Source organism: Paraburkholderia flava (genome assembly GCF_004359985.1).
GTDB lineage: Bacteria > Pseudomonadota > Gammaproteobacteria > Burkholderiales > Burkholderiaceae > Paraburkholderia > Paraburkholderia flava.
Window position 1 is genome coordinate 425,370 of the sequence record NZ_SMRO01000004.1, and the last position, 17,552, is coordinate 442,921.

Genomic DNA, 17,552 nt, shown 5'->3' on the forward strand with positions numbered 1-17,552 from the left:
TGGATGTCTCAAAATTCAACGTGTTCGGTAACCTTCACGCAATGTGGCTCGCAGGAATGCAGCCTGTGCGTTGTCCACGATCAGCGTCGCAGTGACCCCATAGGATGGCGTAACAAATTCGAGTGTTCGCGTCACCGTGCCGATTACGTTGCATGGCGGAAAATCGTCAAAGCGTCCGGCTGGCCGGTCACCGCGATCAAGCATCACTGCGGCATGCAGGTTCTGCTCAGGCTTTGTGCATTGCATCTCGACGGACAGCCGGTATAGCGTATCTGGCTTGAGCGCCGTCTGCGGCGACTGACTCAGACTCGCGCCGGCACCAAGCATCGCTCCCTGCGGGGCGATCCAGTCTACGTTGCCCCTGACCTGCCATGCCGACTGGTCCGGCTTGAGCGGCGTATTGACAAGCAGATCCGGCCCCAGCCACACATCGGGATGGATGCGATACAGGATCAATCCGTCCTTTCGTGCAATGGGATCGCCAAGCTCCTCCAGCGCGCGTCCAACCAGATTGAAATCGATCCCGTATTGACTCTGCTCAAAGCGAAAACTCGCATGCGTCACCCGATAGTCGCGAATGATGCGAGCGATGTCGTCCACAGTGTGGGCATTGCGGAACCGCTGCACCAGCGTGTCGTTGTACCAGTTCACCGGCAGGGGTGTGCCGGCGAGCCCCGCGGACACTGCATCGTTGAACAGCAGTTCGCGGGGTGCAGGCAAACCATCGTTGCTTGCACGCCGGTTCATCTCGAGTTGGGGTAATGAGAGATCGCCGGCTTCCTGCCACTTCTGGGCATCGAACAGGCCGGACCAGAAGTTCTGCGCGAGGGGCCAGCCCGCTGTGCTGAAGAGCGCCAGGTTGATGACGGTGACCGCCGACATGACAAGAACGACCAGCGTACGCACCGGTGTGGAGAGAACTTTTTCAACGCCCTGGCGATTTGCGAGCAGGCAGGCCATGCCGAGCATCAGGAGCGGCACCCCCGGATACAGATAGCGTGCGTAGGTCGATCCCGTCGAAATCCCGAAGATGTAGAAGAGACCGAGCGCGAGCGCCGCGGCCGCCCGCCACGAAGTCGTGACGGCGGCGAGAGCGGCAGCCAGCAAGAGTGTGACAGTCTGGAAGCCGAATGCGCCGCTACGGAATTCGCCGAAACGTTCGGTATGAAATGTCTCGCGATAAAAGAGATCGTAAGGCGCGGGTTGAGACCAGCGATAGTCGACAAAGTTGGTCGGCGGATAGTATGGCGAGTGGAATATCCCGTTGAAGAACGGGAAAACTGGATTGCCCGTCACCAGCCACGCATAGATGTAAGGTTCGCAACCGAGAGCGATTGCGATTACCCCGAAAACAAAGACAGGCAGACGGCGACCGGGCGTACCTCGTGTCACCAGCAACCACAGCGCGGCGATACCGAGCGGACCCACCACCGCAAATCCATGCAGCTTGGTGGCAATTGCAGCGGACAGCATCAATACGCACGCCATCGCACGTCGCTCGGCACTGCATTCAGTCATGAACAGGACGGTGAATGCAGCCAGCATGAAAAGCGCAAGTCCGTTTTCGATGAACAGCGCCGTCGTTTCGATGAAGGCCAGCGGTGTCGACGCAAACAACGCCACCAGCAATAGCGCAGACGCGGGTGCGACACCTCGCCTGACGGCCGCCGTATGGATATTCGCGATGAGCAGCAGGAAAACGAGGAACGAAAATGCTTTCGCACCCTGCTCGCCCGCCAGCATGGTTCCGATGCTGAAGAGCCAGTCGATGCCGGCGGGCATGACTGCCCACACAAGCGAATGGAAATCACCCGGCCAGTAATTCAGGCGTGCGAGTGTCTGCCCGAAGTACAGATGGTAGAGCGCGCCATCGGCGTAACGCTCGGGCAAGCCGGCACCGGTCAGATGTAACGCAAGGATGAACAGGAGAACTGTCGCGGCAGCGATCTGCATCACTGTCGGAGGGACCGTGGGAGCGAGGGTCGTCCGGCAGATGTCGATAACGCGCGTCAATGCGCGTCGGTGCAGTAACGGCAGCAACAGCAGCGCCCCGAACGAGAGCGGCGTATTGATCCTGAAATGGATGGTCACGCCAAGCACGAGAACAAAACAAGCCGCACCGATGGTCGACTGCATGCTCAGCGATACGACTGACGAGCGCGGTCCGCCCGGCAATATGGCCTCGCCTAGCGTAGCGAACGAGATGAAGGCCAGCGATGCCCACAATGCGCCTGTCCAGCCGAAGGCAATGAGAACGGCCGCGCCGAACGCAGCGACAAGAACGTGCTTCGACCAGCGCCTCGCGACAGCCGCCACGACGCCAATACCCACTGTGACCAGCGCAAGCAGAAGAATGTTGGTCCAGAGTCCGTCCGCTACCGTCCCGCGAAGATGAAGCAGTCGGCCTTTTACGAGTCCGTGGACCAGCAGGACAACGCCCACCAGGACTGCCCCTGTCGCGAGTCCGTCGCGCAAGCCGAAGCCTCCACGAATCGTCCAGCCATGGCGGCTGCGCACTGCAATCCCGGAGCGAACGCTCTCGTTCATAGAATGTGTCCGTTTTCGAAAGCGATATGAATTATCGGAGGGTCACCGCTTCTGCACCGTTACCGCTGGTCCACGCGTCGTGTCGCCGCCTCATCGCTTCGCGGCGACCGGTGACGAGGAGGTGCGAAAGACCATCTGGCGACTCACGATAAACGCCGTCACGATGACGACCATGTCGACGGCAATTCTGCTCGGCAGCGTCGGCAGTGACAACCGTCCCACCAGCAGATAGATCAATCCGGTCGACAGCGCCATGTTGAATGCAAACAGCAACACGTACAGAATGAACTGCCGCTTCATGCTGTGGCGCTGTTCCCACGAAAAGGTGAAATGCCTGTGCAGAAAAAAGCCGACGAACGCCGAGAGCGTCTTCGCGACCACATTCATTTCGAGGTAGTGATTCTTCGCCAGGGCAATGAGCACGACGAACGTGCCGACGTCGATTCCATATACGACGCCCCCAACAATCAGATAGCGGAAGGACTGGCTGCTGAGCGAGTGTTTCATCTGGAAAAGCGGACCTTCGACGACTGGAATGGCGGACGGCTTCCGATACGGAACCGTGCAGCGATTGCCTGATACGGCACGGTCGCACCCTCGCGCCGCCGCTTGATCAGAGGCGACCGAGTTTAACATAGCGTCTGTCACGGCCCGAGGACCTGGGGGCGCATCGCAAGCCCACGATGCCGCACCGTCATCCACCAAAACGCGAGCGTGTTTACGCCGGCTGCACCATCCAGCGTATCGTGTCCGCGAGATCAATCGGGGCTACACCCGGAACCAGACTGTTCAGTTTCGCCGCCGACCCGACGAGCGTTTTCACCTCGTTGGCTCTGACGAAGGCCGGATTGACGCGGATTTCGAGGTCATGATCCGACGCCTGTCTGGCAAGTTCAACGACCTCCTGCAGACTCCGCCCCCGTTCGCTACAGACGTTCACGGTCTCGCCGACGGCCGCGTCGGATTCGAGCAACCCCCGATAAACTTCCGCGACCGCCCGCACGTCTGAAAAATCGCGTGCCACGTCGAGATTGCCGAGTTCGATTACAGGTTTTCGTTCAACGAAATGGGAAACGATCTTGGGTACAAGGAAGCGGCTGTCCTGGCCACGCCCTGTGTAATTGAACGGACGCGTGATCACGATTGGCAACCAGTCCAGCCACGTGCGAACGAGATGCTCCATTGCGAGCTTGCTGGCAGCGTAGTGGTTCACGGGCGCAGGCGGCATGGTTTCGTCGACCGTGCCCGCAGCATTGCCGTACACATTGGCGCTGCTCGCGATCAACAGTCGATCCGGACGGACACCTTCGTCAACACACGCCTGCAGCAGATTCAACGTGCCGAGTACGTTGATGCGGTACATATCGAGTGCATTGTCGTGGCCGACAAAGCTGATAGCGGCCAGATGCACGACGTGCGTCGGCCGCACCTCGCCGATCACGCGTCGGCAATCCGCCAATGAACTGATGTCGAGCACGCGCTCATGCGAGCCTGCGGCATCGTCGTGAATGATCGTGCCGAATACCTCGTACCCCGCACGCGCCAGCTCGTCGCGAACGTAGGCACCGGTGAACCCACGAATCCCGGTGATCAGTACCCGTCGAACCGCTTGGTCAGAAGGAAACGCCATTTATCTACTCCCGAAATTTCCTCAGCACACGAGACGTGTGCGCAATCAGCGTGCCGGTAAGGTGGTACCCGGCCCGTCACCTTTCTCCGACTGCGTCACTGTGTTTGCCGACACCGGCAGCGACGCCACTGTGCCGCTTTGCATCGCTTCGAGTGCGCGTCGCACGGAGGCTTCGGCCTGCGCCGTCAACTCTCGCCGCTCGCCCCCCGGCGCAATCGCCTCCCCCACATACACATGCGCGGTCAACGGCCCACCCCGCAACAACGCATTCAACGAATCCCCCAACGACAGATCGCCGATATACGCAGGCGCAGTCGACTGCCGCCCCTGCGCATCCTCGTACATCAGACACACCGGCTGCACAGGACACCCCGCCGCCACCGCCGCCTGAAACATGTTCGAGTGAAACGGCAGCAGCCCGAGCCCATCGGACGTCGTGCCTTCGGGAAACACGCACATCAGTTCGCCCGCACCCAGCCGAGTCGCGAGCTCGTGCATGATCCGCTTCGCGTCGCTACGCTTCTCGCGCTGGATGAACACGGTATCGAGCTGCTGCGCGAGCCAGCCGACCACCGGCCAGCGGCGGATCTCCGCCTTCGATACGAACGGCGTCGGCCGCCACGCATTGATCACGTAGATATCGATCCACGAGATGTGATTCGCGATCACCAGCGCGCCGCGATCGAGGCGCGCCGCGTCGTTGTGCACGACGAGCCGCATCCCGGCGAGCCGCAGCATCTTCAGCGACCACGCGCGATTGAGTTCGAGCCGCTCGGCGGCACTCGCATGCGGAAAGCTCCGCGCGACGGTCCACATCCCATGCAGCAGATGCGTGACGAGACGGAGTTTGCGGATCAGCAGTTTCATCGCGATCAACGCTGTTCGAATGCCACGTGACCCGCGACGATGGTCGCCCGGACACGCGCCGGCAGTTCGTAGCCGAGGAACGGCGTGTTGTGCCCCTGGCTCTTCAGCGCGCGCGGTTCGACACGCCAGTGTGCGTCGCGGTCGAACACGCAGATATCAGCCGCGCCGCCGACTTCGATGCGGCCAGCCGCGAGCTTCAGTACGCCGGCCGGCGCGGCGGTGATCCGCTTCAGCGCGGTCGAGAGCGGTACGCCCGCTTCGTTTGCCCACTTCACGGTCAGCGACAGGAACAGTTCGAGCCCGGTCGCGCCCGGCGTCGCTTCGGCGAACGGCAGTAGTTTCTCGTCGTCGTCGACAGGCGTGTGGTCGGAGCAGATCGCGTCGATCGTGCCGTCCGCGAGGCCCGCGCGGATCGCGTCGCGATCGCGCTGCTGACGCAGCGGCGGGTCGAGCCGGAACTGCGCGTCGAAGTAACCGATATCGACGTCGATCAGATGCACGTGATTGATCGTCACGTCACAGGTGATGGTGAGCCCTTCGGCCTTCGCCTCGCGCACCAGCGCGATACCCGCCGACGACGACACATGCGACAGATGCACGCGCGCACCCGTCACGCGCACGAGTTCGAAAATCGTATGCAGCGCGATCGTCTCAGCGGACACCGGCACACCCGATAATCCAAGCCGCGACGCAAGCGCACCGCTCGCCGCAACGCCGCCCTGCGCGAGATACGCGTCCTGCGGCCGCAGCCACACGGTGAAGCCATACGTGCTCGCATACTGCAGCGCGCGCAGCAGCACCTGCGTGTCGACGACCGGCACGTCGGCCTGCGAGAAGCCGATACAGCCCGCTTCGGTCAGCTCGACCATCTCGGTGATCGTCTGCCCCTGCAGGCCGACCGTCAGCGCGCCGAGCGGGTACACGTGCGCCTGGTTCAGATTGCGCGCGCGGAACTTCAGCATCTCGACGAGACCGGGCTCGTCGAGTACCGGATCGGTATCGGGCGGACACGCGAGTGTCGTCACGCCGCCCGCGAGCGCGGCGGCCATTTCGGACTCGAGCGTCGCCTTGTGCTCGAAGCCCGGCTCGCGCAAGCGCGCGGACAGATCGACGAACCCCGGCGACACGAACAGGCCGCGCGCGTCGACGGTCTTCGCCGCGTGAAAATCGGCGGGCGCGCTGCCGAGCGCGACGATCTTGCCCGCCGCGATGAATACGTCATGCTGCTGTTCGGTGCCGGCCACCGGATCGATCACCGTGCCGCCTTGAATATGAATCTTCATGCGCTGCCTTTTTGTTCTGTCTGATGTGCCGCTATCACGCGTATCGCCCGCGTCAGTCGTGATTGCCCGCGACGATACCCATCACTGCCATCCGCACGGCGATGCCGAACGTGACCTGGTTCAGGATCACCGACTGCGGCCCGTCCGCCACCTGCGAGTCGATCTCGACGCCGCGGTTCATCGGACCGGGGTGCATCACGATCGCATCAGGCTTCGCGAGTGCGAGCCGTTCGGGCGTGAGCCCCCAACTCTTGAAGTACTCCTGCGCCGACGGCAGCAGCGCGCCGCTCATCCGTTCGTTCTGCAGGCGGAGCATGATGATCACGTCGACGTCCTTCAGCCCTTCGTCGAGGTTGTGGAACACGCGCACGCCCATCTGCTCGAGGCCGCCCGGCAGCAGCGTGCGCGGCCCGATCGCGCGCACTTCCGGTACGCCGAGCGTGGTCAGCCCATGGATGTCCGAGCGCGCGACGCGCGAATGCAGGATGTCGCCGACGATCGCCACGCGCAGATTCGTGAAATCGCGCTTGTAGTGGCGGATCGTGTACATATCGAGCAGACCCTGCGTCGGGTGCGCGTGGCGGCCGTCGCCGGCGTTGATCACATGCACGTGCGGCGCGCAATGCTCGGCGATCAGGTACGGTGCGCCGCTCGACGCGTGACGCACGACGAACATGTCCGCATGCATCGCCGACAGGTTGTTGATCGTGTCGAGCAACGATTCGCCCTTGCTCGTCGACGATGCGTTGATATTCAGGTTGATCACGTCCGCCGACAGACGCTTCGCGGCGATCTCGAACGTCGTGCGGGTACGCGTGGAATTCTCGAAGAACAGGTTGAACACCGACTTGCCGCGCAGCAGCGGGACCTTCTTCACTTCGCGGTCGGTGACGCTGACGAACTGCTCGGCGGTGTCGAGAATGTGCGTGACGATCGCGCGCGGCAAACCTTCGATCGTCAGCAGATGCTTGAGCTCGCCGTTCTTCGTGAGCTGCGGGTTGCCCTTCAGGAAGCCGTAGCGGAAACGGTCCGCGTCGGCGCTGTCGGAGGAACCCTGAGTAGCGGTATTCATGGATGTGCCTGGGGATTACGCATGAAGATGGGTGAAACAAACCGGCGCGTCGCGGTTCGCGACCTCGCGCCGCACGCTCAATCGACGCGCGCTTCAGTGTGGAACGTAAAGCCCGCACTGTCCGCGTCGCGTGCGAGCACGAGCGTCGCGTCAGCCGGCACATCGACCACCCCGCCGACGAAACGCGCCGCCACCGGCAGCTCGCGTCCGCCGCGATCGGCGAGCACCGCGAGTTCGACCGACGCAGGACGTCCGTAGTCGTACAGTTCGTTCAGCGCGGCGCGCACGGTGCGGCCGGTGTACAGCACGTCATCAACGAGCACGATGCGGCGCCCGTCGACTTCGAACGGCAGCGATGTCGGACTCGCCTGCGAGTGCAGGCCTTTTTTTGCGTAGTCGTCGCGATGCAGCGCGACGTTGACGACACCGAACGACGGTGCGTTCAGATCGCGTGCGAGACGTTCCGCGAGCCACGCGCCGCCGCTGTAGATGCCGGCCAGTGCGATGCCGCTTGCAGCGTCGCGAGACGCTCCGTCGCTGAACGCATCGCCATACGCGGCACGGATCTGTTCGAGCACGGCGCGATAAAGCGCTTCGGCGTCAATGGAACTCATGATCTTGAGGAAATCCGTCTAGATATTGCTGGAGGATGACGCGCGCGGCTTCGGCATCGAGCATGTCCGCGCGCCCAATACCCGCGCGTATGCCGGCCTCCGCCTCGACCGACGAATAGCGTTCGTCGACCCACACCACCGGCAGATTGAAGCGGCCGTTCAGCTGGTTGCCGAAGCGCTTCGCCAGTTGGGTGATCGCGTGCGGCGTGCCGTCCTTGTGCATCGGCAGGCCGACGATCAGCATGTCCGGCTGCCATTCGCCGATCAGCTTGCCGACCGCTTCGAAACGGTGAATGCGATTGAGGTTCTGCAGCACGGCGAGCGGCCGCGCGCTGCGCGTCAGCATATTGCCGATCGCGACACCGATGCGTTTCTCGCCGTAGTCGAACGCAAGCAGCGTCGCTTCACGTCCGGCCACCACGCTCATGCGTGACCTGCTTCGCCGGAAAGCATCGACAGCGAAATGCCGAGCAGCGCGAGTGCCGCTTCGAGACGATCTTCGGCGGGCACGTCGAAGACGATCTTCGGATCGGCTTCGACCGTGAGCCAGCCGTTCTTCGAAATTTCTTCTTCGAGCTGGCCCGCGCCCCAGCCGGCATGACCCAATGTGAGCAGAAACCGCTCCGGACCGTTGCCGCTCGCGACCGCTTCGAGCACATCTTTCGACGTGGTCATTTCGAGGCCGCCGGGCACCGACATCGACGACGTATAGGTGCTGCCTTCGGCGGGATCGTGCAGCACGAAGCCGCGCTCGGTCTGCACCGGGCCGCCGAAATAGACGGGCACGTGCAGCAGCGGTTCGATTTCGAGCTTGAGGTCGATGCGGTTGAAGAGCGCCTGCAGATCAATATCGGTCGGCCGGTTGATGACGAGGCCGAGCGCGCCGCGCTCGCTGTGATCGCAAAGGTAGACCACCGTTCCTGAAAACGTGGGGTCCGCCATGTTCGGCATGGCGATCAGGAACTGGTTGGTCAGATTGATGCGATCGGTACTCTTGGACATAGTTCGGATTTTAGCAAAGACGATGCGCGGCGGCGGCCCTTCGACGTACCCACGGGCACGCATTCCGGACGACCGCGCCCCGGAGAAAAGCGGATCATTTGCGCACACTCTATCACGCGCCCCGCCGCCGTCGGCGACGCCGTTCGCGGCTGCATAAAGTATGCGCAAACGAGGGGCGGAAACGGCGCCGGATGGCCAGGCCGGATGGACTAGGGATTGCCGCGCTCGATCGCGCGGGTCAGATCGGCGAGCGCGGCGCTGCCGTCGCCCGGCGGGATGCCTGCCGCGATCTTGTGCAGCATCGCGCGCAGCGCTTCGGCAGCCTGCTCGAGCACAGATGGTTCCGGCGCATCGACGACGACGTGCGCGCGCACCGCCGGTGTCGCGACGCCCGCATGCGCGCGCCGCCGCCATGCGACGCCGAGCGCATCCGCCAGTAGCCCCACGTGACCGAGCCCGAGCGCGGACGCCGATGCGCCCAGCCGGTACGCGGCATCGCCGGCCTGTAGCGCAGCACTCGGGTCGGCTTTTTCCGGTTGCACGGCCGCGCGCGCGTGATCGGACAGCGCAGCGATCGATGCGTCCGCGGTCTGTAGAAAATCTTCGAACGCGTGGGCGTTGACGGTCAGCAAGCCGACCTCGCGTGTAGAGGCACTGCCTGCCGGCAGCGCCGCGTCGGCACCCGCGCCCGCCTCCCACAGCGCTTCGGAGGCCTGCGTGCCGGCGACGTGCCAATCCGTAGTCAAACCATAGTTGCGCAGCAGCTCGACGTGATCGGCATCCTCTGCCGCGGCGCCGAACAGCGCGTAATCGCGCCAGAGCAATGCGAGCGCTGCTCGCACCAGCGAGCGTGGCGCAAGCGGCAGGCCCTGCACATGATCGGCAAGCGCGAGATTGCAGCGCGCGTGGAAGCGTCGCACGTCGGCTTCGGCTGCGGTGTGTCCGCTGCGACGAAGTGCCTCCGCACAGGCTGCGGCAAGCCGCCATAAATCGTACGGATCGGGACCGGCGAGCTCCGTGAGACAGGCACCGAGCGTATCGAGCGCCACGGACGACGCATCGCTCTGCCCCGCCTCGCCCGACGGCGCACGCAGCACCGGCAACAGCGCCGCCTCGTAGCGGGCGCGCAGATGCGCGACGCGCTCCGCCGATTGCGGACGCAGCGTGACGGGCGGAATCGGTCGACCAGCAAGCGCCAGATCCTCGAACGCCGCGTTCACGCCCGACGCGCGCTGCGCGAGCAACGCATTGAGCGCGCGATAGTGATCGAACAGCGTCGGCGAACAGGACAGCTCGCGGAGATTGCGCCGCTCGACGGCCGCGCGGAACGCATCGAGCGCGGCGCCGAAGACGTCGTGGGCGTTGTCGGGGGAAGCGGCATCCGGTTGCGCATGCGCGGCGGCGAGCGGCGACACCAGCACGAGTGCATCGGCAAAGCGCAGCGCGGCGAGCCAGCCCGCCTCGCGCAGTGCGCGCACCGCATGCAGCAGCGGCGTAGCGAGATCATCATGCCGCGCCAATGCGTGCGCGGCGTCGGTCAGCGCGGATTCCGCGGCACGCACCGCGCCGCCGCGCGGATTGGGCAGCGCATCGAACGACGGGGACGTAGCGGTGGGAGGCATCATGGATGGTCTGCAGGAACGCTGACGGGCCGCGCCGCGGCCCACGGTTCGGCCGGCCGCGCCGTTCGGCGAGCCGGCCCGCGACTATACGAGCGACACACTACCCTTGCGACACAGTCTTGACGCTGGCGTTCCGCCGGTGAAACCGGTAGCGGCAACGCACGCCGTCCGGCCCAGGGGCCGCCGCGACGCGTCAGATCTGGACCATCTCGAAGTCTTCCTTGCGCGCGCCGCATTCGGGGCACGTCCAGTTGATCGGGACGTCCTCCCAGCGCGTACCCGCTGCGATTCCCTCGTCCGGCAAACCGGCTTCTTCGTCATAGATCCAGCCGCAGATCAGGCACATCCAGCTCTTATATTCCATTCTTGTGTCGCGTCGAAAAGTCCGTTGAATCGGGAGCCATGATGGTACCGTGTTGCCGCCCTCGTGCCTAGCAATCGGGCCTCCACACGCAAGCTCGTGAAAAAATGCCCCACCGGCGGATTAGGCCGCATAATTGAGCCGACTGCCGGGTCGTTGCGCACGCGGCGCGCGGCGACCTCTCCGATCATCCGCTCACTCCTGCCCGATTTCATGCCCAGCGACACCCCTCCGATCGTATTGACCTTCGGCCTGTCCGACCCGACGGGCGGCTCGGGCCTGCAAGCGGATTTGATGACGCTCGCCAGCATGGGCTGCCATGGCGTAACCGTGCTCACCGGCTACACGGTGCGCGATTCGGCGAACTGCGACGAAGTGACTGGCCTCGATCCCGAGACCGTCGCGACGCAGGCCCGGATGCTGCTCGAAGACATGCCGATCGCAGCGTTCAAGGTCGGCGCGGCGACGCGCGCGGAAGTGGTCAGCGCAATCGCCGAAGTAGTCGCCGACTACGACGACATTCCGCTGATCCTCGCACCCGACTTCACGCTCGACGACGAACACGTGCTCGCCGCCGACGAACTCCGCGAGGCGATCGCCGATCTGCTCGCGCCGCAGACCACCTTGCTCGTCGCCGATCACGCAACCTTGCTCGCGCTCGCGCAACCCGACGGCGATGCCGAGGCACCGAGTCTCGACGCGGCGATCTCGCATCTGCTGTCGCAAGGGTGCGAATACATCCTGTCGACGCAAACCGGCACGCACCGGCTCGTCAATACGCTGTTCAGCGAAGATGGCCAATTGCGCGAAGATCGCTGGGATCGTGGTCAGCATCGCATCATGGGACTGACCGATACGCTCGGCGCGGCGATCGCTGCGCTGCTCGCGAACGGTCAGGAGCCGGCTGAAGCCGTGCGCGAAGCGCAGGAGTATCTGTATCAGGCAACGCAAAGCGCGTTTCGGCCTGGGATGGGGGCATATCTGCCGGACCGGTTTTTCTGGGCGCGTAGTAGCGAAGAGGATGCGCCAGTGGCGAGTGGGAAGGATGTGGCGCCGGGGGAGGCGCGGCATTAGGTTCGCCGGCAGGCTCGCCTCCACGCGGGCGCCTTTCCGTGCCCTGACAACAAAAAACCCGCATCGCTGCGGGTTTTTTGTTTTTGAAGAGCACGCCTCGCAGCGCGCCCTTCGCATGTCTTCCGGCTGACGCCGAATTACATGTCCATACCCATCCCACCCATGCCGCCCATGCCGCCACCGGGCATCGGAGCATCTTCCTTCGGCAGTTCGCAGACAGCTGCGTCGGTCGTCAGCAGAAGACCAGCAACCGATGCTGCGTTTTGCAGCGCCGTGCGCGTCACCTTCGTCGGATCGACCACGCCTGCGTCGACCAGGTCGACGTACTCGCCGGTCGCTGCGTTGTAGCCGTAGTTGCCCTTGCCTGCTGCAACTGCTGCCACCACGACACTGGCTTCTTCGCCGCCGTTCGTGACGATCTGACGCAGCGGCTCTTCCATCGCGCGCAGCACGATCTTGATACCTGCGTCCTGATCGGCGTTAGCGCCCTTGATGCCGGCGATTGCCGTGCGAGCGCGGATCAGCGCCACACCGCCACCTGCCACGATGCCTTCTTCCACCGCTGCGCGCGTAGCGTGCAGGGCGTCTTCGACACGTGCCTTCTTTTCCTTCATTTCGACTTCGGTCGCAGCACCGACCTTGATCACTGCCACGCCGCCGGCCAGCTTGGCCACGCGTTCCTGCAGCTTTTCACGGTCGTAGTCCGACGTCGCTTCTTCGATCTGCGTGCGCACCTGCTTCACGCGCGCTTCGATGGTCGCGGCTTCGCCAGCGCCGTCGATGATCGTCGTGTTTTCCTTGCCCACTTCGATACGCTTCGCTTGACCCAGTTCGGCCAGCGTTGCCTTTTCGAGCGTCAGGCCGGTTTCTTCAGCAATGACCTGACCACCGGTCAGGATAGCGATGTCTTCCAGCATTGCCTTACGACGATCGCCGAAGCCAGGCGCCTTCACGGCAACGGTCTTCAGGATACCGCGGATGTTGTTCACCACCAGCGTAGCCAGCGCTTCGCCTTCGACGTCTTCAGCGATGATCAGCAGCGGACGGCCAGCCTTAGCAACTTGCTCGAGTACCGGCAGCAGATCGCGGATGTTCGAGACCTTCTTGTCGTGCAGCAGCACGAACGGGTTCTCGAGCACGGCAACTTGCTTGTCCGGGTTGTTGATGAAGTACGGCGACAGATAGCCGCGGTCGAATTGCATGCCTTCGACAACGTCCAGCTCGTCTTGCAGCGACTTGCCGTCTTCGACGGTGATGACGCCTTCCTTGCCGACCTTGTCCATCGCTTCAGCAATGCGATCGCCGATCGACGTGTCGCTGTTTGCCGAGATCGCGCCGACCTGGGCGATTTCCTTGTTGGTCGTGCACGGCTTGCTGATCTTGCGCAGTTCTTCGATCGCTGCGGCCACGGCCTTGTCGATGCCGCGCTTCAGGTCCATCGGGTTCATGCCCGATGCGACGTACTTCATGCCTTCGCGAACGATCGATTGTGCGAGGACCGTTGCGGTCGTCGTACCGTCGCCGGCGTTGTCGCTGGTCCTGGAAGCAACTTCCTTGACCATTTGCGCGCCCATGTTCTGAAGCTTGTCCTTCAGTTCGATTTCCTTCGCGACCGACACACCGTCCTTGGTGATCGTCGGGCCGCCGAAGCTGCGTTCGAGCACGACATTGCGACCCTTCGGGCCCAGCGTGACCTTCACAGCGTTCGCGAGGATGTTCACGCCTTCGACCATCTTGGCACGGGCCGAATCACCGAATACGACGTCTTTAGCTGCCATCTTCTAACTCCTTGAATTCTGGGAATAACCGGACGCAAAAATTACTTCTGCACCACGGCCATGATGTCTTCTTCGCGCATCACGAGCAGTTCGTTGCCGTCGACCTTGACGGTCTGGCCTGCGTACTTGCCGAACAGGACGCGGTCGCCGACTTTCACGTCGAGCGCGATCTGGGCGCCCTTGTCGTCACGCTTGCCCGGGCCGACGGCCAGAATTTCGCCTTGATCCGGCTTTTCCGCTGCGGCTTCGGGGATCACGATGCCCGACGCGGTCTTGGTTTCCTGATCCAGACGCTTGACGATCACGCGATCATGCAAAGGACGAAGGTTCATAACACTCCTCTCATTGAGACTGAAGAACACCGAGAAACCCGACTGGCGGGCCAGCCGGCAATGTTGTTAGCACTCTCGTGCAGTGAGTGCCAATTATATGGACGAGGGATGACAAATTCAAGAACTGGGTGAGGGGTGGGGTCTGCTGAGGCTGGAACCCTGTTCGCCCGGGTTTGAACTCGCAAGACGGGCAAACGCGCGAATATGCTGAATAACTTCCCGCAAAAACAATGATTTACCGGTAAATCAATCGGTTACTTGCCCACATCACCGGCCGAAAGCGAAACCCGTCCCGATGCGGGCCATCCGCGAAAGCGGGCCCGTCCAGACTCCCCAGGGGAAACCCTGGCAGCCCGATCGAATCGAGTCTGTACGTTGCGGTTCGATACTCGCCCCCTACCCAGACACCAGAGTCACCGTTTCTTATGTGCTCGGATTCGGCCCCACGCGCGTCGTGTCCACCGACATCAAGCGCAGCGATCAGCGATGACGTCATTCAACTAGCCCGACCTTTGCGCACGCGATCCGCTTAACCAGGCGTGACCGCGGATCACATCACGCACGCACGTTCAAAGAACCGCACGAGCATCGTGCGATCGATGCCGAACACAATTCACCGCAGCAGGACCTACAGGCTCTTGTCGACACGATGACGACGTCGAGAATTTACGTTCGACGCGCAGACTCATCGCGAAAGCAACACCGCCCTTCCATCGAAGAAACAGCGTCACTTCCCTGCGGTTCATCCGAAAGCCTGGTTGTGAAAAACATGTGACTCCAGCGTCGCAAGTTCACGGGCAAAGAAAGCGGAATAACTCACCCAGCCCAGATGTTTAACGATGGAGCCCGCAGCGCCGACGCCGGCTGCGACTTCATCAACATTGCCGGCTATCGAGCCGCATGTTCAAGGAACACCATGAAAGTTCTTCTTGCCTCAGCCCCTGTTACCGGGCACGTCAATCCATTGCTGGTGGTCGCGCGAATGCTGAAAGACGCGGGACACGAAACCGCGCTTTACACCGGCTCGATATTCGGTAAAAAGGCGCGGGCTGCGGGGATCGGTTTCTACTCGCTCCCCGCCGACGTCGATTTCGATCTGACCGACGTCGACGCAGCCTTCCCGGAATTGCAACTACATCCGCCCGGCTTGCAGCGAGTGCTTTACGCGTTCAAGCACGTCTTTGCCGACGCGATACCGTCGCAGTTCCGTGGACTCGAAGCCGTGCTGCGCGAGTTCCCCGCCGATCTGATCGTGCACGAAACGGCCTTCTTCGGCGTGCTGCCGTTATTGCTCGGCGCGCGCGCTTCGCGTCCCGCCAGTGCGTGTCTGAGCATCTCCACAACTCCACTGTCCCGCGAGGACGGCGCTCCCTGGGGACCAGGCCTGCCCCCGGCCGCGAATGCTGCTCAACGCGAACAGTACCTGGCGACCGCAGCGCACGTCGACAGCGTATTGACCACCCCGTCGCGGGAACACACCGACCGCATTCTCGACGATCTCGGCGTACACAAGAAGCTCCCTGCGTCGCTGCTGGAATCTTCGGCCTTGCTCTCCGATCTGATTCTTCAACCGTGTGGTCCAGGTTTCGAATTTCCGTATCGCGAGCCGTCCGGAAAGAAGGTGCACTTCATCGGCCCGCTGCTTCCGGATGGCGTCGGAGACATTCCGCCGCAGGTGGAAGAAGCGCGCAAGGCGGGTCGTCGCATCGTGCTCGTTAGCCAGGGAACGATTGCCAACTACGATCTCGGGCTGCTCGCCGCACCGGTGATTCAGGCGCTCGGCAACGACGACGACAAGCTCATTCTCGTGACGACGGGCGGTCTGCCGGTCGACCGCATACCGTGCCCGTTGAGCTCGAATACCGTAGCGATGACGCACCTGAATTTCCAGAAGATTTTTCCGTACGTCGATGTACTCGTCGCGTTGGGCGGGTATGGAACCGTGACGCAGGCCCTCAGTTGCGGCGTGCCGATGGTGCTGGCCGGCGTCACGGAGGACAAGCCGGAGATCGCTGCACGCGTCGCGTGGACAGGCAGCGGCATCCGGCTCGACACCGCGACGCCGAGCGTAGCCGATTTGCGTGAATCGATTGCGCGCGTGTTGTCGGATCCTGCGTATCGCGCGAACGCGAAGCGGCTTGCGCTTGAATTCACCGCGCTCGATGGAGCACGTGAAGTGCCGCGTCTGCTTGAAGCGCTGGTGGCTGATCGTCTGTCTGCCGCAGATAGCGTTACATCTTAACGGGTCCTGCATCGGCGACGATTAGCGTCACTGCATGCGCGACACGTACCTCGGTGTAAACCTGGCGACAGGTCACCGAGGTCGATCTCTGCACCCTCGATGCCGCACTACGCGCGCGTTGACTCTGCACGTTCGGTCATGCGCGTCGTTCATGTACACGCTTCATTTTTCTTCGCCATCGCTCGCGGTCCTTCATCGAAATTTTCGCCGCCCCAGGCATCGCATCGCTGAATTCACGCAGCCCTCTCTACAGTGGAAGCAAGTCAATCCGTCGGTCGTGCTGTCCACTTTCAATGCGTTTCGAACACAAACATTTCTCGTCGAAAAGAAGGATCCATCGCGCCTTCTCCCCCTCACGAAATAACACGACATCGCTGGAATAGTATCGACGCGCTGGCTGTTAACCGAAGCAATCCGAAATGCATCGTCGACGATTCACGTCGCCACCGACACCGATAGCTTCGAGGTAACGCGAGCATGAAGCAGACACATCGCAGCAACTCAGGCGCGACCTGTTCAACTCATAGATTCAGTCATCCATTTCATGACGACATGTCCTGGCTACCCAGGATCCCAAATTTTTTCGCGAAGTCTTCGGATCTGGAAATAGCGTCCAAACGCGCAGGCCGCCTGATCCTGATCGCAACGATCGTTTGGGCATTCGTCGAGCTTCCATTCGAATTGCTTGCTGCGCAAAACTCGAGCTCGGCTGCGTTGCTGCTGCTCGAAACGGTCCTGTCTGCATTGGTCGGTTTGCTGACGCTTCACGAGGTCGCATGGGCAAGGTTGGCATTCCTGTTCGTATGCGGCACGAGCATCGTGGTCATCGCGTCGGGTCTCGCAACGGAGATCCGGTTCTTCCCCGTCTGGTCCACGCTCTCGCTCATCGAACTGATCGCAAAGATCGGCTCGTTCGTTCTGGTTTGTCGCAACAGAGCTGGATCGGCATAACTCGTCCCATTGTCCGATTCCCCATGCAGGACCGATCGTGCTCGCTACGTGTCGTGGCGTCATGAGTCCTCATGCCTCTTGTTGCATCGAGCAACAGGATCGATCGCAAGCATTGCGCAGCTTGCGAACCACTGCGGACGACACCAAGCGACGCACGAATACGCGCTCCCGCTTGCA

The 17,552-nt window shown here is 62.5% G+C and carries 16 protein-coding genes; 3 read left to right on the forward strand and 13 right to left on the reverse strand.

Annotation, left to right across the window (positions count from 1 at the left end):
* Positions 1–15: 15 nt before the first annotated feature.
* The 11 genes from E1748_RS29910 to E1748_RS29960 all read right to left on the reverse strand — a co-directional run bounded on the left by E1748_RS29910 (position 16) and on the right by E1748_RS29960 (position 11,001).
* On the reverse strand, positions 16–2,547 hold the full coding sequence (locus E1748_RS29910) for an ArnT family glycosyltransferase (protein ID WP_133650920.1): 2,532 nt from the start codon (positions 2,545–2,547) through the stop codon (positions 16–18).
* Between the two features lie 90 nt (positions 2,548–2,637).
* The gene (locus E1748_RS29915) at positions 2,638–3,195 is read right to left on the reverse strand and encodes a GtrA family protein (protein WP_133650921.1); all 558 of its coding nucleotides are present in this window, start codon (positions 3,193–3,195) and stop codon (positions 2,638–2,640) included.
* Positions 3,196–3,265: 70 nt separating this feature from the next.
* On the reverse strand, positions 3,266–4,177 hold the full coding sequence (locus tag E1748_RS29920) for a GDP-mannose 4,6-dehydratase (RefSeq protein WP_133650922.1): 912 nt from the start codon (positions 4,175–4,177) through the stop codon (positions 3,266–3,268).
* Positions 4,178–4,222: 45 nt separating this feature from the next.
* Positions 4,223–5,044, reverse strand: a complete 822-nt coding sequence (locus E1748_RS29925) for a lysophospholipid acyltransferase family protein (RefSeq protein WP_133650923.1) — start codon at positions 5,042–5,044, stop codon at positions 4,223–4,225.
* A gap of 5 nt (positions 5,045–5,049) precedes the next feature.
* Positions 5,050–6,327 carry a dihydroorotase gene (locus E1748_RS29930; RefSeq protein ID WP_133650924.1) on the reverse strand — a complete coding sequence of 426 codons (1,278 nt, stop codon included), beginning with the start codon at positions 6,325–6,327 and terminating at the stop codon, positions 5,050–5,052.
* 52 nt (positions 6,328–6,379) lie between these two features.
* On the reverse strand, positions 6,380–7,399 hold the full coding sequence (locus tag E1748_RS29935; RefSeq protein ID WP_133650925.1) for an aspartate carbamoyltransferase catalytic subunit: 1,020 nt from the start codon (positions 7,397–7,399) through the stop codon (positions 6,380–6,382).
* 77 nt (positions 7,400–7,476) lie between these two features.
* Positions 7,477–8,013 carry a bifunctional pyr operon transcriptional regulator/uracil phosphoribosyltransferase PyrR gene (gene pyrR / locus E1748_RS29940; RefSeq protein ID WP_133650926.1) on the reverse strand — a complete coding sequence of 179 codons (537 nt, stop codon included), beginning with the start codon at positions 8,011–8,013 and terminating at the stop codon, positions 7,477–7,479.
* Entirely contained in the window at positions 8,000–8,440 is a 441-nt protein-coding gene (gene ruvX, locus E1748_RS29945; RefSeq protein WP_133650927.1) for a Holliday junction resolvase RuvX, read from the reverse strand. Before ruvX ends, pyrR begins: the two co-directional genes overlap by 14 nt.
* Complete coding sequence (locus tag E1748_RS29950) at positions 8,437–9,015, reverse strand: YqgE/AlgH family protein (RefSeq protein WP_133650928.1); 579 nt, start codon at positions 9,013–9,015, stop codon at positions 8,437–8,439. Before E1748_RS29950 ends, ruvX begins: the two co-directional genes overlap by 4 nt.
* Positions 9,016–9,224: 209 nt before the next feature.
* Complete coding sequence (locus tag E1748_RS29955; protein ID WP_133650929.1) at positions 9,225–10,640, reverse strand: FimL-related protein; 1,416 nt, start codon at positions 10,638–10,640, stop codon at positions 9,225–9,227.
* A gap of 190 nt (positions 10,641–10,830) precedes the next feature.
* Positions 10,831–11,001, reverse strand: coding sequence for a rubredoxin (locus E1748_RS29960; RefSeq protein ID WP_006765022.1), 171 nt, complete (start codon positions 10,999–11,001; stop codon positions 10,831–10,833).
* A gap of 210 nt (positions 11,002–11,211) precedes the next feature.
* Here E1748_RS29960 and E1748_RS29965 point away from each other — a divergent pair, with 210 nt between their 5' ends.
* Positions 11,212–12,072, forward strand: a complete 861-nt coding sequence (locus E1748_RS29965; protein ID WP_133650930.1) for a hydroxymethylpyrimidine/phosphomethylpyrimidine kinase — start codon at positions 11,212–11,214, stop codon at positions 12,070–12,072.
* Between the two features lie 137 nt (positions 12,073–12,209).
* Here E1748_RS29965 and groL read toward each other — a convergent pair whose 3' ends face one another.
* The gene (gene groL, locus E1748_RS29970) at positions 12,210–13,850 is read right to left on the reverse strand and encodes a chaperonin GroEL (RefSeq protein WP_133650931.1); all 1,641 of its coding nucleotides are present in this window, start codon (positions 13,848–13,850) and stop codon (positions 12,210–12,212) included.
* A gap of 41 nt (positions 13,851–13,891) precedes the next feature.
* The gene (gene groES / locus E1748_RS29975) at positions 13,892–14,182 is read right to left on the reverse strand and encodes a co-chaperone GroES (RefSeq protein ID WP_007178996.1); all 291 of its coding nucleotides are present in this window, start codon (positions 14,180–14,182) and stop codon (positions 13,892–13,894) included.
* A gap of 916 nt (positions 14,183–15,098) precedes the next feature.
* On the opposite strand from groES, the gene E1748_RS29980 reads away from it, so the two are divergent.
* Positions 15,099–16,424: a glycosyltransferase gene (locus E1748_RS29980; RefSeq protein WP_166653655.1), complete on the forward strand. Its 1,326-nt coding sequence runs from the start codon at positions 15,099–15,101 to the stop codon at positions 16,422–16,424.
* A gap of 477 nt (positions 16,425–16,901) precedes the next feature.
* Entirely contained in the window at positions 16,902–17,375 is a 474-nt protein-coding gene (locus E1748_RS29985) for a hypothetical protein (RefSeq protein WP_133650933.1), read from the forward strand.
* Positions 17,376–17,552 lie beyond the last annotated feature (177 nt).